Genomic DNA, 16,774 nt, shown 5'->3' on the forward strand with positions numbered 1-16,774 from the left:
CGGGCGCGTCAGAGGCGCTCGACGACGTAGTCGACGCAGGCGGTCAGCGCCTCGATGTCGGCCGGGTCGACGGCCGGGAACATCGCGATGCGCAGCTGGTTGCGGCCCAGCTTGCGGTAGGGCTCGGTGTCGACGATGCCGTTGGCGCGCAGCACCTTGGCCACCGCGGCCGCGTCGACCTCGTCGGAGAAGTCGATCGTGCCGACCACCTGCGAACGGTACTCGGGCGCGGCGAACGGGGCGGCGTAGGACGACTTGTCGGCCCAGGCGTAGAGCCGCTGGGCGGAGTCGGCGGTGCGGGACGTGGTCCAGGCCAGGCCGCCGTTGCCGTTCATCCAGTCGAGCTGGTCGGCCAGCAGGAACAGCGTGGCCACCGCCGGGGTGTTGTAGGTCTGGTCCTTGGCCGAGTTGTCGATCGCGACCGGCAGGCTGAAGAACTCCGGCACGTAACGGCCGCTCGCCGCGATCTCCTCGACGCGGGCCAGGGCGCGCGGCGACATCAGCGCGATCCACAGGCCGCCGTCGGAGGCGAAGCTCTTCTGCGGGGCGAAGTAGTAGACGTCGGTCTCGGACACGTCGACGGGCAGCCCGCCCGCGCCGGAGGTCGCGTCGACCAGCACCAGCGCGTCGTCGCCGCCGACCCGCTTGATCGGCATGGCCACGCCGGTCGAGGTCTCGTTGTGGGTGAGCGCGTAGACGTCGACGCCGTCCTCGGCCACCGGCTCGGGGTGGGTGCCGACCTCCGAGCTGATCACCGACGGCTCGGCGAGCCACGGCGCCTTCTTGGCGACCGCCGCGAACTTCGAGGAGAACTCGCCGAACGACAGGTGCTGCGACTTCTCGCGGATGAGCCCGAAGGCGGCGATGTCCCAGAACGCGGTGGTGCCGCCGTTGCCGAGCACGACCTGGTAGCCCTCGGGCAGCGAGAACAGGTCGGCCAGGCCGGACCGGACGCGGCCGACCAGGTTCTTGACCGGCTTCTGGCGGTGGGAGGTGCCCATGACGCTCGCGCCGGACGCGGCGAGCGCGGCCAGCTGCTCGGTACGAACCTTCGAGGGCCCGCAGCCGAAACGGCCGTCGGCGGGCTTGATGTCTGCGGGAATCACGATGTCAGCCACCTCACCAGATTACTGACCTGCCACGACTGCCTTGTCCCAGGTCCGGATGGTGAGACGGCGCATACGGGAACGGCCCGCCGGAGACCGGCGGGCCGTTCACACGCTGGGAATCAGACGGTGGGAATCAGATCGTGCCGACGACCTCGGAGGCGCCGGGCACGTCGGACAGCGGGCGGGAGGCGGGGCCGATGTAGTTCGCGCTCGGGCGGACCAGCCTGCCGGTGCGCTTCTGCTCCAGGATGTGCGCGGCCCAGCCGGCCGTGCGGGCGCAGGTGAACATCGACGTGAACATGTGGGCGGGCACCTCGGCGAAGTCCAGCACCACGGCCGCCCAGTACTCGACGTTGGTGGCGAGCACCCGGTCGGGCTTGCGGGCGTGCAGCTCCTCCAGAGCCGCCTTCTCCAGCGCCGCCGCGACCTCGTACCGCGGCGCGTCCAGCTCCTTGGCCGTGCGGCGCAGCACGCGGGCGCGCGGGTCCTCGGCGCGGTAGACGCGGTGGCCGAAGCCCATGAGGCGCTGGCCCTTGTCGAGCTCGCTCTGCACGTACTTCTTGGCGTCGCCCATCTTCTCCACACCCTCGATCATGTGGAGGACCCGGGCGGGCGCGCCGCCATGCAGCGGGCCCGACATGGCGCCGACCGCGCCGGAGAGCGCGGCGGCCACGTCGGCGCCGGTCGAGGCGATGACCCGGGCGGTGAACGTGGAGGCGTTCATGCCGTGCTCGGCCGCCGAGGTCCAGTAGGCGTCGATGGCCTTGACATGCTTGGGGTCAGGCTCACCGCGCCAGCGGATCATGAAACGCTCGACAATGGTCTTCGCCTCGTCCACGCGCTTCTGCGGCACCATCGGCAGGCCCAGGCCGCGCGCCGACTGGGCCACGAACGACAGCGCCATCACCGACGCGCGGGCGAGCTGGTCGCGCGCCTCCTCGTCGCCGATGTCGAGCAGCGGCTTGAAGCCGTAGGCGGGAGCCAGCATGGCCAGCGCGCTCTGCACGTCGACGCGGATGTCGCCGGAGTGGACGGGGATCGGGTACGGCTCGGCCGGGGGCAGGCCCGGCTGGAACTTGTCGTCTACCAGCAGGCCCCAGACAGCCCCGAAGGGGACACGGCCGACCAGTTCTTCAATGTCGACGCCCCGATACCGCAGGGCGCCCCCTTCTTTGTCCGGTTCCGCGATCTCGGTCTCGAAAGCTACGACGCCCTCGAGGCCGGGTTTGAAGTCGGACACGTCGGCCGCCTCCCTTTCCTCTGCCATGTTCCGGCAATTGCTTGATGTCGAGATACCGGCGGGTCAATTTAACCCTCTCCCCGTCCGCGGCTGGTCTCCGGACCCGCCGGAAGACCGAATGCGCAGGTAGGGGGCCAAGTATGGGCTTCTCCATCAAGCGCGAAAGAATACCTTCCCGTGGATGTCACCCCGCGCCCGCCCTCGCTGTCGGGCCTTCGACGCTCCTACGTGGGCGAGCCGCTGCTCGAGTCAGACGTGGCCGCCGACCCCGTCGCGCAGTTCACCACGTGGTTCCAGGAGGCGCTCGAAGCGGGCCTCCCGGAGCCGAACGCGATGGTGCTGGCCACCGCCTCCGCCGACGGCCGGCCGAGCGCCCGCACCGTCCTGCTCAAGGGGTACGACGAGCACGGCTTCGTCTTCTACACCAACTACGAGTCCCGCAAGGGCCGCGACCTGGCCGAGAACCCGTGGGCCGCGCTGCTCTTCCCGTGGCACCCGATCCGCCGCCAGGTGCGCGTGGAGGGCAAGGTGTCGCGGCTGTCGCCGGAGGAGTCGGCCGCCTACTTCGCCTCCCGGCCGTACGGGTCGCGCATCGGGGCGTGGGCCTCCCGGCAGTCCTCCGTCGTACGGTCGCGGGAGGAACTGGACGCCCGCTACGCGGAGCTGGCGGCCCGCTGGCCGGAGGACCCGCCGGTGCCCGGCTTCTGGGGCGGCTTCCGGGTGGTGCCCCGCGAGGTGGAGTTCTGGCAGGGCCAGCTGGACCGGATGCACGACCGGCTCCGCTACCGCCTCGACGGTCCGCTGTGGGTTTTGGAGCGGCTTGCCCCTTAATGTGGCCGACTGTGTCGTTCGGGGAGTTCGTCAAGCGCCATCTGGTGGACACCAGGCCCCTGGCCGTGCCCGCCTACCGCCGGCTCTGGGTGGGCCAGGCGGTCTCGCACGTCGGGCTCGCGGCCACCGTGGTCGCGGTCAGCCAGCAGGTCTACGAGCTGACGGGGTCCTCGTTCTGGGTCGGCATGCTCGGCCTGGCCAACCTGATTCCGCTGGTGGTGTTCGGCCTGTGGGGCGGGGCCGTGGCCGACGCCGTGGACCGGCGCAAGCTGCTCGTCACCGGGTCGCTGGTGGCGTGGCTGGGCACCGTGCTCATCCTGCTGCAGGCGATCGTGGGCGTGCCGAGCGTGTACGTGCTGCTCGCGACGGTCTCGCTGAGCGCGGCGGGCTTCGCGGTCAGCTCGTCGACCCGGGGAGCGATCATCCCCAGGCTGCTGCCCGCCGAGCTGGTGCCGCCGGCCAACGCGCTCAACTCGCTGGTCTACAGCCTCGGCGCGGTCGGCGGGCCGATGGTGGGCGGCGTGCTGCTCACCCAGGGCGGGTTCGCGGCCGCGTACGCGGCGGACGCCGTGCTCTTCTCGGCCAGCCTCTACGCGGCCTTCCGGCTGCCCGCGCTGCCGCCGCTGGGCGAGGTGACCCGGCCGGGCTGGCGGTCGGTGGGTGAGGGGCTGCGCTTCATCGTCACCAGCCCGATCCTGCTGATGTCGTTCGTGGTGGACATCATCGCGATGGTGTTCGCGCTGCCCAGGGCGCTCTTCCCGGAGCTGGCCGACCAGCGCTTCGGCGGCTCGCTGATGGCGCTGGCCTGGCTCACCTCCTCGATGGCCATCGGCGCGGTGCTCGGCGGGCTGTTCTCCGGCTGGGTCACCCGGGTCAGGCGGCAGGGGCTGGCGCTCACCCTCGTGATCGCGCTGTGGGGGCTGGCGGTGGCCGCCGCGGGGCTGGCCGAGCAGCTCTGGCTGGTGCTGGCGTTCATGGCCGTCGGGGGAGCGGCCGACGTGGTGTCGTCGGTGTGGCGCCAGTCGATCCTGCAGCTCTACGCGCCCGACGAGATGCGCGGGCGGCTGCAGGGGGTCTTCATGGTGGTGGTCGCGGGCGGGCCGCGGCTGGGCGACGTGCGGGCCGGGGCCACGGCGACCGCGTTCGGGCTGGGCACGGCGTGGGTGGGCGGCGGGCTCGCCTGCGCGATCGCGGTGCTGGCCGTCGGCCTGTCGGTGTCGAGCTTCCGTAACTACCGGGCGCGGCTGGACTGACGGGCTCAGCGGGTGTGCGGGGCCGCGCCGGCGGCGACGCGCAGGTCCGACAGGAAGCCCGCGTACGCCGCGTCGCGGTCGGGGGCGCGCAGCACGGAGGACGGGTGGATGGTGGCGACCGCGAGCGCGTCGCCCATCGGCACCGGCTCGCCGCGCTGCCTGGTCACCCGGAACGACGGGCCGAGCAGGGAGCGCGCGGCCGTGGCGCCCAGCACCACGACCACCTCGGGCCGGACCGCGGCGAGCTCGGCCGACAGCCACGGCCGGCAGGCGTCGATCTCCGCGGCCGTCGGCTTCTGGTGGATCCGCCGCTTGCCGCGGCTGGTGAAGGAGAAGTGCTTGACCGCGTTCGTCACGTACACCTCGTCGCGGCCGATGCCGGCCTCCTCCAGGCCGCGGTCCAGGACGCGCCCCGCCGGGCCGACGAACGGGTGCCCCTGCCGGTCCTCCTGATCGCCCGGCTGCTCGCCCACGAACAGGTACCGTGCGCTGTCCGGGCCCTCGCCGAAGACCGTCTGGGTGGCGTCGCGGTACAGACCACATCCTTCACAGGAGGCGGCGGCAGTACGCAGTGATCCCAAATCTTCACATTCGGGAAGGAAGCGGACAGCCGAGTTGTTGTCGTTGGTTGTCATCCCACTCGTTCTCCCCCACGGGCACGGGCTGTTCCTGTTCCCGCAGCGAACGGGCTCAGTCCCGAAACGAGCGGCTAGCATGGGCATCAGGGAGGAGCCTTGACCGCACACGGCCTGATCGACACCACGGAGATGTATCTCCGGACGATTTACGAGCTCGAGGAGGAGGGCATCATCCCCCTCCGCGCTCGCATCGCCGAGCGCCTTCAGCAGAGTGGTCCGACCGTGAGCCAGACCGTCGGCCGCATGGAACGCGACGGGCTCGTCCGCGTCGAAGGCGACCGGCACCTGGCGATGACCGAAGTGGGCCGCGCTCTCGCCACCCGCGTGATGCGCAAGCACCGCCTCGCCGAATGCCTGCTGATCGACGTGATCGGGCTGCCGTGGGAGGAGGTGCACATCGAGGCCTGCCGCTGGGAGCACGTGATGTCCGAGTCGGTGGAGCAGCGCCTCGTCAAGCTCCTGGGCAACCCCACCTTCTGCCCCCACGGCAACCCCATTCCGGGCCTGGCAGAGCTGGGCGCCGAGGAGGCCGCGGACACGACGGAAGCCCAGCTGACGCCCATGACGGCGGTCATCGGCGCCCAGCCGGTCCCCGTGACCATCCGCCGAATTAGCGAACAAGTGCAAAGCGATCCCGCTCTGATGCTTAAACTCAAGCAAGTTGGGATACAACCCGGACGCGAGGTGACGCTCGCGGCGAGCGACGACGGTGTGCGGGTGACAGGTGACGGTGACGCGAACGACTCTCTCGCGGAGATTCCGCGCGACGTGGCGGCGCACGTCTTCGTGTCCAGGCGCTGATCCCATCCGGGAGGTCCTCCACTCCCCCCTGGCCGAGACTGTTGCAGGAGCGCCCGTGGTTCTTTCCCGCACGCTTCCCCGAGGAGTGGTCTCCGGATGACGCGATGGGGGGATCTGTCCCACGACGCGGCCGATCACCTTACGGCCGCGTCCGTCCTCGACCATGCCGAAATGGCCGTCGTGGTGACGGACCGGTTCAGCAACCTCATCTACTGGAACCCCTTCGCCGAGAAGCTGTTCGGCCGTCCGGGCAAGTCGGCCCGCGACTCCTCCGCGCTGTCGTTCGGCATCATGGAGAAGGACCAGCCGCAGGCCATCGAGCTGGCCAAGCACGTGCTCAAGGGCAACGTCTGGGAGGGCACGTTCGACGTCCGCCGCGCTGACGGCGCCATCGTCTACGTCCGCGCCCAGGCCGTGCCGCTGCGCCACCCGTCGGGCTCGGTGACCGGCATCGTCATCACCGCCCGCGAGGCGCTGCGCAGCAACGAGCGCGAGAAGGACCGGTTCGGGCTGCTGGAGCGCATCGGCGAGCGGCTGGCCGGCTCGCTGTACGTCGAGGAGACGCTCAAGCGGGTGGCCGAGATGCTCGTGCCGCAGTTCGCCGACCACTGCTTCATCGAGCTGATGGAGGGCGACCGGCTGGTGCGCCGGGTCTCCCAGCACGTGCAGGGGTGGGAGCCGCCCACCGGCACGTGGAAGCCCGTCGGCGCGGAGATCCGCTACCCTCCCGGCCACTACGCTGACGCCGCGCTGCGCCGCCAGGAGACCATCCTCGTCGACGATTTCGCCGACAACGACTTCCCCGCGCCGAGCGAGGGCAGCGCGCGGCTGTGCGGCGAGATCGGGATGAACTCCGCGATCGTCGCCCCGCTCACCGTGCGCGGCGAGACGCTCGGCCTGATGTACCTCGGGCTGTCCAACCTCACCGAGCGGCGCAGCCCCCACTACGACGCCTTCGACCGCGACTTCGTCGGCGCCATCGCCACCCGCGTCGCGGTCGCCATCGACAACGCGCTGCTCTTCGAAGAAGAGCGCCACACCGCCGAATCGTTCCAGAAACACCTGCTGCCGCGGGCGCTGCCGCAGCTCGACGGGCTCCACATCGCGGTCCGCTACTATCCGGCCGCACCGCTCGTCTCCCACGGTCAGGGCATCCAGACCCAGGTCGGCGGCGACTGGTACGACGTCATCCCGCTCTCCGCAGGCCGGGTCGGCATAGTGATCGGCGACGTGGAGGGCCGGGGCGCGAAGGCGGCGGCCATCATGGGCCAGCTCCGCGCCGCGCTGCGGGCCTTCGCCCAGGACGACAAGTCGCCCGCCGACATCCTGGCCCGGCTCGACGAGTGGACGCGCATCCTCGCCACCCCGGAGAAGGACGACTCCGGCGCCGACATCAGCGTCCCGCCCATCGTCACCTGCCAGTACCTCGTCTACGACGCCTGGTCGCGGCAGCTCTCGTTCGCCAACGCCGGCCACGCCCCGCCGCTGCTGCTGAGCGACGGCGAGTGCGTCGAGCTCGACATAGAGGAGGTCGGCCAGCCGCTCGGGGTGCGCGCCAAGGGCATGCACGCCGACCTGGTCTACAAGGAGGAGACCCGCACCCTCCCGCCCGGCGCCGCGCTGCTGCTCTACACCGACGGCCTGGTCGACCGGCGGCCGACCCGCAGCGGCCCGCCGCCGAGCACGCAGGAGACGCTGAGCATCCTCTGCGAGAAGCTCGCCCCGATGACCAAGGCCGAGGTCGAGCGGATCGCCGACGCCGCCACCATGGCCGTGCCCGGCGAGATCGACGACGACATGGCGATCCTGGTCATCCGCTCCAGCGACGAGGACCTCGACGTCGAGGAGCGCACGTTCCCGGCCCAGCCGATCATGGTGGGGGAGGCGCGGCGGATGGCCTCCGACGCCTTCGCCGATTGGAACGTCCCCGAGGAGCGGGCCGAGCTGGCCTGCCTGCTGGTCTCCGAGGTCGTCACCAACGTCGTGCTGCACGCCTCCGCCGGCGGGGTGCCGCGCCGGGAGCTGTCGGTCGACGGGCCGCCGCTGCCCTTCGAGGAGTCGTGGGACGTCCCCGGCTTCGACGACTTCGACGACGAGGTGATCGGCGACAAGGAGTTCACGCTGCGGCTGCGCCGGGGCGAGGAGTCCGTCTGGGTCGAGGTCTTCGACCAGGACCTGCGGCTGCCGCGGATCCGCAGCGCCGGCGAGAACGACGAGGGCGGCCGCGGCCTCTACCTCGTCGACCAGCTTGCCAAGCGCTGGGGCTCACGTCCCACCAGGGAAGGCAAAGCCGTCTGGTTCGAGATTCCCACCAGGGGCCGGTGAGTGGTTCACTGCCAGGCATGGAGCTGGCCTTCGAACGCCGGGGCAGCGGCGAGCCGCTGATCCTGATCCACGGCCTCGGCCACCACTGGCAGGCCTGGCTGCCCGTGATGGACCGCCTGGCCGCCGCACGCGACGTGATCGCCGTCGACCTGCCCGGGTTCGGGCGGTCACCGGGGCTGCCCGACGGCGTCCCGTACACCGCGGAGTCGCTCGCCGACGCGGTCGAGTCGTTCTGCGCGCTGCTGGGCATTCGCGAGCCGCACGTCGCCGGCAACTCGCTCGGCGGCTACCTGGCGCTGGAGCTGGCCTCGCGCGGCACCGTGCGGACCGCGACGGCGCTCTCGCCCGCCGGGTTCTGGTCCCGCTCGGAGCTGCTCTACGCCCGTGCGATGCTGCAGGCGACCCGGGCGTCGGCGCGTTCCATCCCGCCGGAGCGGGCCGCGGAGCTGGCGGAGAATCCGCTCGGCCGGGCGCTGGCGATCGGCCTGATGGTCGCGCACCCGTCGCGGATGACGCCGACCGCGTTGCTCGCCGCCACCCAGGCGGTCGCCTCGGCGAGCGGGTTCGAGCCGACGCTGGAGTCGTGCACGCACATGATGCCGCCCGCGCCGCCCAAGTCGCCGATCACCATCGCCTGGGGTGAGCGCGACCGGCTGCTGCCGCGCCGCCAGGCCGTCCGCGCCGCCAGGTGGTCGGGGCAGCGGGTGAAGCTGCTCAAGGGCTGCGGCCACGTGCCGATGACCGACGACCCGGCGCTGGTGACGCGGGTGCTGCTGGAGGGCAGCGGCGGCTAGCGCATCGTCTGCCCCCACAGCAGGAGCATGACGATGATGAAGACGATCATCACTCCGGCGTAGCCGACGGGTCCGAGCCGGATCGCCCGGCGCACCCTGTTCAGGCCCCAGGCGAACAGCAGGGCCAGGAAGACCAGGAGGATCAGGCCGCTGTCCATGCCCTCCAGTATGCGCGTCCGGCCCGGATCCCGCGTGGCTCAGAAGCCGAAGGACCGGCCGATGATCTCCTTCATGATCTCGGTGGTGCCGCCGTAGATGGTCTGCACCCGGCTGTCCAGCCACGCCTTCGCCACTGGATACTCGGTCATGTAGCCGTAGCCGCCGTGCAGCTGGAGACACCGGTCGACGACCTTGGTCTGCAGCTCGGTCGTCCACCACTTGGCCTTGGCCGCGTCGACGGCGGTGAGCGTGCCGGCGTTCAGCGCCAGGATGCACTTGTCGACGTAGTGGCGGGCGATCTCCGTCTCGGTGGCCAGCTCGGCCAGCACGAACCGGGTGTTCTGGAACGAGCCGATGCTCCGGCCGAACGCCTGACGGGTCCTGCAGTACTCGACCGTCTGCGCGAGCACGGTCTCCGCCGCCGCCACGGCCGCCACCGCGATCGACAGCCGCTCCTGCGGGAGGTTGTTCATCAGCTGGAAGAAGCCCTGGCCGTCCTCGGGGCCGAGCCGGTTGGCGACCGGCACCCGGACGTTCTCGAAGAACAGCTCGGCGGTGTCCTGCGCCTTCATGCCGATCTTGTCGAGGTTGCGGCCCCGGCTGAAGCCCTCCATGCCCCGCTCCACCACCAGCAGCGTCACGCCCCTGGCCCCGGCCGACGGGTCGGTCTTCGCGACGACCACTACGAGGTCGGCGTTGATGCCGTTGGTGATGAACGTCTTCTGCCCGTTGACGACGTAGTGGTCGCCCTCGCGCACCGCGCTCGTCCGTACGCCCTGAAGGTCGCTGCCCGCGCCCGGCTCGGTCATCGCGATCGCGGTGATCAGCTCCCCGCTCACGAAGCCCGGCAGCCAGCGCTGCTTCTGCTCGTCGTCGGTGAGGTCCACCAGGTACGGGGCGACGACGTCGTTGTGGAGCGAGAAGCCCAGGCCGGAGGCGCCCTTGCCGATCAGCTCCTCGACGATGACCGCGTTGTAGCGGAAATCCTTGATCCCGGAGCCGCCGTACTCCTCCGGCACCGAGAAACCGAACATGCCGATCTGCCCGGCCTTCTTCCAGACGTCGCGGGGCACGATGCCGTCCTTCTCCCACTGGGAGTGGTGGGGGGCGACCTCGCGGGTCATGAACTCGCTGACGGTCTCCCGGAAGAGCAGGTGTTCCTCGTCGAAGAGGTCTCGCTCCATGACGCCTCCAAGGGTGGTTCGATGCACAACAGAATACGATTCTGTCCGCTGGACACGGGTTCATCACAAGTGCCGAAGGATGCGAGTGTTGTCCGGGTTGCCGCGCCTAAGATCTACCTTCGGTTACCTGTGTGCCTGATGGGAGAGCTCCCGTGAGTCGGTGGCGTAGAGCATGGATCGCCGCATCGGTCGGCCTTACGGCTTCGGCCGGGCTCCTGGCCATGCCGGCGGAGGCGCAGACCTTCAACATGGTGGTCGAGTACCGCTGTACCGGAGGGATTGCTGGCACCGACCCGGTGATGCTCAAGGCCCGGGTGCAGATCCCGACGTCAATCGAGACGAACACCATGCTCTCGCTCGGCTGGACTGTTGAGTACATGGAAAACCGGCGCTTCCTGTCACCCGACTACTTCCCAGCTGGTGCTCAGGTTGCCCTTGTCGGCAATGTCAAGCTGGAAGGCGCATGGAACGGCGTGCTGCAGCCGCAAGGGGCTGTGGAGCAGGGGAGCCTTAAGCCCACTGAAGGGCTGAAGGTTCCCGAAGGGATGTCCTCCGAGGCGCACATGACCAGGGAAGGCGTCATCAAGCTCACGCCGCAGGAACTTGAGGTGGACTTCATACCACCTGCCGGCGAGCAGATCGTCAACAATGACGCGCTTGATCGCATCGAGTACACAGGTTCCTGGAAGCACCGGAAGAGAACCCCGCCGGAATACGGCGATCACCTGCTGGACGTACACACCACGGAGGCGGCTGCCGACACGGCCACCATCGAGTTTCTCGGCACTGGATTCGAGTACATCGGCCGCCGTCAGCCCAAAATAGGTGATGTGCAGGTTGTCGTGGACGATGACGACTCTGCGACTGTATATCCCTCACGGACAGAGACTGGTGAGCCGACGAACAGCATCCAGGGCAACACCACCCTCTGGCGGCGTGACGATCTACCGTATGGGCAGCACAAGGTGACGATCAGCGGCCTTGAGGATGGAAAGCGGGTGTTCGTTGACGCTTTCAAGATCCTCACCAAGGAGATGATTGATCCGCCGACGCTGCACAGGGCCACTTGCACAGCTATCAGCACCCCGGACGCGGTCGAGATCAACGTCGGGGGCGGAACTCCGGACCCCGATCCCAGCGACACCGACAGCCCCGACCCGGACCCCAGCGAGGACCCGAGTGAGGATCCGGGCGAGGAGCCGACGCCCAGCACCACGCCCAGCGTCACTCCTTCCAGCACGCCGCCCGTGGCCGACGACGTGGACCGGCACGTGAGTGTGGTGGTGACGGGGGAAACGACACCGACCGTCACGACCTCGGCGACCGTCACCGTCACGAACACCCAGCCGCAGGTGAAGGCCACCCCCAAGGGCGGTGTCGACACGGGTGAGGCGCCGGAACGGGATACCGGGTCGGTCGGGCTGCTCGCGGCGGGGAGCCTGCTGCTGATGGGCAGCGTCACCAGCGGCCTCGTCATGCGCCGCCGCCGGGCCGAGCACGCCGGAGGGATGTACCGATGACCCAGCCGCCGCAGAAGTCCCCGATGAGCCGGGCGATGCCCGCGCTGCTGATCGCCGGTTCGCTCGGCGGCGTGGGCGTGGTCATGGTCGGTCTGCTGTCGTTCATCCCGCCGGTGGACGACGGGTCCGGGCCGGCCCCGGTGGCCCAGGGGGAGCCGACGCCGGTGCAGTTCCAGAAGGCGGGCGCCTTCAAGCTCGCGCCCACCGTCGGCCCCGGCGGCAAGAACGCGCCGCTCACTCCGGCCCGCCTGGACGCGCCGCCGCCCCTGGCCGCCGTGCCGGCCGTGGCGCCGATCCCGCCGGTCAAGTCGAAGGCCGCCCGTACCAAGATCAAGCCGACCCGGATCAAGATCCCGAAGATCAAGGTCAACTCGAAGATCAAGCCGCTCGGGCTGGCCAAGACCGGCGCGCTCGCCACCCCGCCGCTCAGCAGGCCCAACATCACCGGCTGGTACAACAAGAGCCCCCTCCCTGGAGAGGTGGGGCCGTCGATCCTCAACGGCCACGTCAGCACCAAGAAGGGCGCGGCCGTCTTCAAGCGCCTCGACGAACTGACCAAGGGCGACCACATCTACCTGTACCGGTCGGACGGCAAGGTCGCCCGGTACACGGTGAGCGGCGTCGAGCAGGTCAGCAAGAAGACGTTCCCGACGAGCCGGGTCTACGGCAACACCAACGACTCCCAGCTCCGGCTCATCACCTGCGGCGGCGTCTTCAACCGCAAGGAGCACAGCTACACCGACAACATCGTGGTGTACGCGACGCTGTCGAAGAAGAAGGGCTGACGGATCTGTTTGGGTGGTTTACGGGAGCCTGACAGGATGAGTCCGTATGCTCTTCCCCAACTGTGACCCTTGAGACTGAGTGGGATTGGAGAAGGACAGTGCTTTCGTCCCTGGCGCGGCGCCGCCTCGCCCAGAAGACCTCTTCGGCCTTAGGACTGGTGAGCACGTTCGTCCTTCTAGCCGGTTCGTTTCTCCTCGGCGCGGCTCCCGCGCAAGCGGCGCTGCTGGCCGAGAAGAATTTCACTTACACCTGCTCGACTACGGATGGCCCCTTCAACAACCCGTCCATTACGGTCAAGCTCAGCGCTCCTGACTCGGTGACCGCGGGACAGTCCTTTAATCTGACCGTCGCCATTCCGGCTCTCACCCTGCGCACGCCTGCGGCGGGGGATACGAAGGTGTCCGCCAATCTCACGGCGACGGTGACGGGCGGTACGGTGACGCCCGGTGCGAAGGAAGGTGCTCCGGTCGCGCAGGGGCAGACAGCGGTTCCCGCAGGCAACGTGACGTACCCCATCGCGGTGACGGCGACCGCCACCGGCAATGTCACCATCGACCCGCAGAACCTCACGCTGGCTCTCGCGTCCGCTCAGACGAACATGACGACCTGCACTACCGACTCCACCGAGACCCTTCAGGTCCCGATCGGTACTGGAGGCGGCGGGGGTGACGACGGCGTCGTCAAGTACGCCTGCACGGTCGGCACCGAGACGGCCAATGTGGACATCAAGTTCACGGCGACCATGCCGACCAACGCCAGGGCCAACCAGGAGGCCTCCTTCACCTGGGCGACGCAGATCCAGACGACGGGTGACGAGCTGAAGGTGCCCGCGACCGGCATCCCGGCCGGGACCAAGTACTTCGCCACGGTCAAGGCCAGCGGCGCCGGAGTGCCCGCCAGCGCGACGGGCGACGCGACCATCACCGGCACGGCAGGGCAGAACGTGACCCTGCCCAGCGTGAGCATCAAGGTGAAGCCCACCACGACGGGCACGGTCACCATCACCCCGGGCGACCTGATGGTCGGGGCCGCCGCGACCGGCACGGGCATCATCAAGTGCACGGCTCCCACGACCGGCCTGCCGACCTTCACCTTCCAGGTCGCCGCGGCCTCGGCCTCGCCCACCCCGAGCCCGAGCCCGACCCCGACGAAGACCACCACGGTGATCGTCACCGAGACGCCGACCACGCGGACCACCAGCCCGACCGCGCGCTCGTCCAAGACTCCCAAGGACGGGGTCGCCACCGGGGCCGGCGGCATGGCCGGGCCGGACGGGCGGATGTTCATCCTCGCCGGGTCGGTGCTGATCCTGGCCGCCGGAGGTGGCGGGCTGCTGATGCGCCGCCGCGCCGCCAAGGGATGACCGGCCGTGGCCAGCCAGTATCCGTACGGCTCGCCCGTACCTCCTCCGCCGGACGACGGCGGGAAGGTGCTGCGCACGACGTTGCTGATCGCGGCGGTGGCCGGGGTGGTGACCGTCGTCGCGGGGATGCTGATCGTGCTGAGCTCGCCCGCGGAGTACGGGCTGGCGAGCGAGCGTGACTCGCTGGGGCTGACCGCGCTGCCCGAGGCGCAGGCTTCGGGGCAGCCGGAGCAGGCGATGTTCCAGGGCGACCCGGACGCGCCGCCGCCGCTGCCGGAGATCCGGCCCGCGCCGGCGATGCTGCCCTCGACCCCGGTACGGCTGAAGGTCAAGCGGCTCGGCATCGACGCGCCCATCAAGTCGGTGGGGCTGGCCAGGGACGGCACCATCCAGGTGCCGCCGGCCGACAACCCGAACCTGGTGGGCTGGTATCGCAACATGTCCACCCCGGGCGAGGCCGGCCCGGCGGTGGTGCTCGGTCACAAGGACACCCGGACGCGCCGGGCCGTGTTCGCCCGCCTGCCGGAGATCCGCAACGGCGACGTGATCGAGGTCGAGCGGCAGGACGGGGTCACGGCCGTGTTCACGGTCGGCGGCATCGAGCAGACGGACAAGAAGACGTTCCCGACCGAGCGGGTCTACGGTCAGTATCAGAACGCCCAGCTGCACCTCATCACCTGCGGCGGCGCCTACAACCGGAACACCGGCCACTACACCGACAATGTCATCGTGTACGCGACGATGACGAGCTCTTATCGAAGCTGATCGCGGAGGACGCGCAATGGGCTGGATGGCGAAGCGGAGACTGCGTACTGGCCCCACGGCGGCGCTGCCCGCCAGGCCGGACCGGGCCGAGCTGCTGCGGCTGGTGCGGCTGGCCGATCCGAAGGCACGCGAGGACGGCGACGACATCGTGGCCGCGGACGTCCGGGTCCACGCGCCGGTCGAGGCCGATCCCGCCCTGGTGGGCGGCGCGCTGGAGCAGGTGTGGGCGTGCCGGGTGACGGCGGAGGGGCCGCTGCCCGTCGACTATTTCGACCGGCATCTCGCGGAGGGGCTGGCGTTCCGGCTGGGCGGGCTCTCGGTGTGCCGGGGCGTGGTGGACGACCCCGCCGACGAGAGCCGGCCGGGCGGTCCCGCGGTGATCCTGCCGGACCGGCCCGCCGCCGAGGAGCTTACGGAGCTGCTGGAGGGGGAGGTCGAGCAGGAGGAGGAGTTCGTCTTCACGGCCGGCGGCGTCCGGGTGCTGGTCGTGCCGGAGAAGGGCCGGCCGCCTGCGGCCGAGGAGCTGGTGCCGTTCGCGGCCGAGCTGACCGCGGTCGAGCTGCGCGGCGACGACCAGGCGAAACTGGGCACGCTGGCGCTGGCGCTGTCGGAGGCGCTGCACGGGATCGTGGTGGACCGGTGGCGGTTCCGCGTCGACCGGCCGGAGGATCTGCTGCCGCCGGGCGACTAGGGACCCGAGCAAAGTTCTGCTGTACTCTCGGAGAGACAACCGAATATTGCTCGGTTTACAGGAGGCACAGTGGCAGAGGCGTACATCGTCGGGGCTGTCCGGACCCCGGTCGGCAAGAAGAAGGGCGGCCTGTCCACCGTCCATCCCACGGACCTGGCGGCCCACACCCTCAAGGCGCTGATCGACCGTACCGGAGTCGATCCCGCGGCGGTCGAGGACGTGATCATGGGGTGCGTCATGCAGTTCGGCCCCCAGAGCCTGGACATCGCCCGCAACGCGTGGCTGTCGGCGGGGCTGCCCGAATCCGTCCCCGGCGTGACCATCGACCGCCAGTGCGGCTCCTCCCAGCAGTCGATCCACTTCGCCGCGCAGGGTGTCATGTCCGGCACGCAGGACCTCGTCGTGGCCGCCGGCGTGGAGTCCATGAGCATCGTCCCGATGGGCTCGCCGGTCAGCGCCGCGCTGGAGAAGGGCCTGCCGTTCCCGTTCGGCGAGACGTGGGTCGAGCGCTACGGCAAGCAGGAGATCTCCCAGTTCCGCGGCGCGGAGCTGATGTGCGAGAAGTGGGACCTGGACCGCGAGGAGCTGGAACGCTTCGCCCTGGAGTCCCACCAGCGGGCCGGCAAGGCCATCGCCAACGGCTACTTCAAGGACCAGATCGCGCCCGTCAACGGCGTGGAGGACGACGAGGGGCCGCGCCCCGACACCACGCTGGAGAAGATGGCGTCGCTGAAGACGCTGAAGGAGGGCGGCCGGATCACCGCCGCCACCTCCTCGCAGATCTCCGACGGCTCCGGCGCCGTGCTCATCGCCTCCGAGCAGGCGGTCAAGGACCACAACCTGACCCCGCGCGCCCGCATCACCCAGCTCACCATCCTCGGCGACGACCCGGTCTACATGCTGACCGCGCCCATCCCGGCCACCCGCAAGGCGCTCGCCAAGGCCGGGCTGTCCATCGACGACATCGACGTGGTGGAGATCAACGAGGCGTTCGCGCCGGTGCCGCTCGCCTGGATCAAGGAGCTCGGCGCCGACCCCGCCAAGGTCAACCCCAACGGCGGCGCCATCGCCCTGGGCCACCCGCTGGGCGCCACCGGCTCCATCCTCATGACGAAGCTGCTGAACGAACTCGAACGCACGGGCGGCAGGTACGGTCTGCAGACGATGTGCGAAGGTGGAGGCCAGGCCAACGTCACCATCATCGAACGCCTCTGAGACCCGTCGGAAGCCGGCGGCGAGGGACCTTGGCGGGCGACCCCTCACCCCGGCCCTGACGCGAACGGCGCCCCGCTCCCCACACGGGGGGCGGGGCGCC

The 16,774-nt window shown here is 70.0% G+C and carries 16 protein-coding genes; 11 read left to right on the plus strand and 5 right to left on the minus strand.

Annotated elements, in window-relative coordinates:
• Positions 1-8: 8 nt before the first annotated feature.
• A complete protein-coding gene (gene serC, locus AB0J42_RS30120; protein ID WP_364300322.1) occupies positions 9-1,118 on the minus strand; it encodes a phosphoserine transaminase in 1,110 nt (369 codons plus the stop codon).
• Between the two features lie 124 nt (positions 1,119-1,242).
• Positions 1,243-2,349, minus strand: coding sequence for a citrate synthase 2 (locus tag AB0J42_RS30125; RefSeq protein ID WP_364300406.1), 1,107 nt, complete (start codon positions 2,347-2,349; stop codon positions 1,243-1,245).
• A 177-nt stretch (positions 2,350-2,526) separates the two neighbouring features.
• Here AB0J42_RS30125 and pdxH point away from each other — a divergent pair, with 177 nt between their 5' ends.
• A complete protein-coding gene (gene pdxH / locus AB0J42_RS30130; RefSeq protein WP_364300324.1) occupies positions 2,527-3,180 on the plus strand; it encodes a pyridoxamine 5'-phosphate oxidase in 654 nt (217 codons plus the stop codon).
• A gap of 11 nt (positions 3,181-3,191) precedes the next feature.
• Positions 3,192-4,433, plus strand: coding sequence for an MFS transporter (locus AB0J42_RS30135; protein WP_364300326.1), 1,242 nt, complete (start codon positions 3,192-3,194; stop codon positions 4,431-4,433).
• A 5-nt stretch (positions 4,434-4,438) separates the two neighbouring features.
• Here the strand turns inward: AB0J42_RS30135 and AB0J42_RS30140 are convergent, their stop codons facing one another.
• A complete protein-coding gene (locus AB0J42_RS30140; protein ID WP_364300328.1) occupies positions 4,439-5,068 on the minus strand; it encodes a UdgX family uracil-DNA binding protein in 630 nt (209 codons plus the stop codon).
• Positions 5,069-5,167: 99 nt separating this feature from the next.
• On the opposite strand from AB0J42_RS30140, the gene AB0J42_RS30145 reads away from it, so the two are divergent.
• The 3 genes from AB0J42_RS30145 to AB0J42_RS30155 all read left to right on the plus strand — a co-directional run bounded on the left by AB0J42_RS30145 (position 5,168) and on the right by AB0J42_RS30155 (position 8,991).
• Positions 5,168-5,872: a metal-dependent transcriptional regulator gene (locus AB0J42_RS30145; protein ID WP_364300330.1), complete on the plus strand. Its 705-nt coding sequence runs from the start codon at positions 5,168-5,170 to the stop codon at positions 5,870-5,872.
• Positions 5,873-5,968: 96 nt separating this feature from the next.
• Positions 5,969-8,197: a SpoIIE family protein phosphatase gene (locus AB0J42_RS30150; protein ID WP_364300332.1), complete on the plus strand. Its 2,229-nt coding sequence runs from the start codon at positions 5,969-5,971 to the stop codon at positions 8,195-8,197.
• A gap of 17 nt (positions 8,198-8,214) precedes the next feature.
• Positions 8,215-8,991 carry an alpha/beta fold hydrolase gene (locus AB0J42_RS30155; RefSeq protein WP_364300334.1) on the plus strand — a complete coding sequence of 259 codons (777 nt, stop codon included), beginning with the start codon at positions 8,215-8,217 and terminating at the stop codon, positions 8,989-8,991.
• On the opposite strand, the gene AB0J42_RS30160 is transcribed toward AB0J42_RS30155, so the two are convergent.
• Positions 8,988-9,149 carry a hypothetical protein gene (locus AB0J42_RS30160; protein WP_364300336.1) on the minus strand — a complete coding sequence of 54 codons (162 nt, stop codon included), beginning with the start codon at positions 9,147-9,149 and terminating at the stop codon, positions 8,988-8,990. The genes AB0J42_RS30155 and AB0J42_RS30160 overlap by 4 nt on opposite strands.
• A 39-nt stretch (positions 9,150-9,188) precedes the next feature.
• Positions 9,189-10,334, minus strand: a complete 1,146-nt coding sequence (locus AB0J42_RS30165; protein WP_364300337.1) for an acyl-CoA dehydrogenase family protein — start codon at positions 10,332-10,334, stop codon at positions 9,189-9,191.
• Positions 10,335-10,555: 221 nt separating this feature from the next.
• Between AB0J42_RS30165 and AB0J42_RS30170 the strand changes: the two genes are divergently transcribed.
• From AB0J42_RS30170 to AB0J42_RS30195, 6 genes are all read left to right on the plus strand, one after another.
• A complete protein-coding gene (locus tag AB0J42_RS30170) occupies positions 10,556-11,854 on the plus strand; it encodes a hypothetical protein (RefSeq protein ID WP_364300339.1) in 1,299 nt (432 codons plus the stop codon).
• The gene (locus AB0J42_RS30175; RefSeq protein WP_364300341.1) at positions 11,851-12,639 is read left to right on the plus strand and encodes a class F sortase; all 789 of its coding nucleotides are present in this window, start codon (positions 11,851-11,853) and stop codon (positions 12,637-12,639) included. The genes AB0J42_RS30170 and AB0J42_RS30175 overlap by 4 nt, the downstream gene beginning before the upstream one ends.
• Before the next feature lie 158 nt (positions 12,640-12,797).
• Complete coding sequence (locus tag AB0J42_RS30180; protein WP_364300343.1) at positions 12,798-14,003, plus strand: hypothetical protein; 1,206 nt, start codon at positions 12,798-12,800, stop codon at positions 14,001-14,003.
• A 6-nt stretch (positions 14,004-14,009) separates the two neighbouring features.
• Positions 14,010-14,768: a class F sortase gene (locus AB0J42_RS30185; RefSeq protein ID WP_364300345.1), complete on the plus strand. Its 759-nt coding sequence runs from the start codon at positions 14,010-14,012 to the stop codon at positions 14,766-14,768.
• Between the two features lie 25 nt (positions 14,769-14,793).
• Entirely contained in the window at positions 14,794-15,459 is a 666-nt protein-coding gene (locus AB0J42_RS30190) for a hypothetical protein (RefSeq protein ID WP_364300347.1), read from the plus strand.
• A 69-nt stretch (positions 15,460-15,528) separates the two neighbouring features.
• Positions 15,529-16,674 carry an acetyl-CoA C-acetyltransferase gene (locus AB0J42_RS30195; RefSeq protein WP_364300349.1) on the plus strand — a complete coding sequence of 382 codons (1,146 nt, stop codon included), beginning with the start codon at positions 15,529-15,531 and terminating at the stop codon, positions 16,672-16,674.
• Positions 16,675-16,774: the final 100 nt, after the last annotated feature.

The sequence above is a fragment of the Nonomuraea sp. NPDC049649 genome, from assembly GCF_040675175.1.
Taxonomy (GTDB): Bacteria; Actinomycetota; Actinomycetes; order Streptosporangiales; family Streptosporangiaceae; genus Nonomuraea.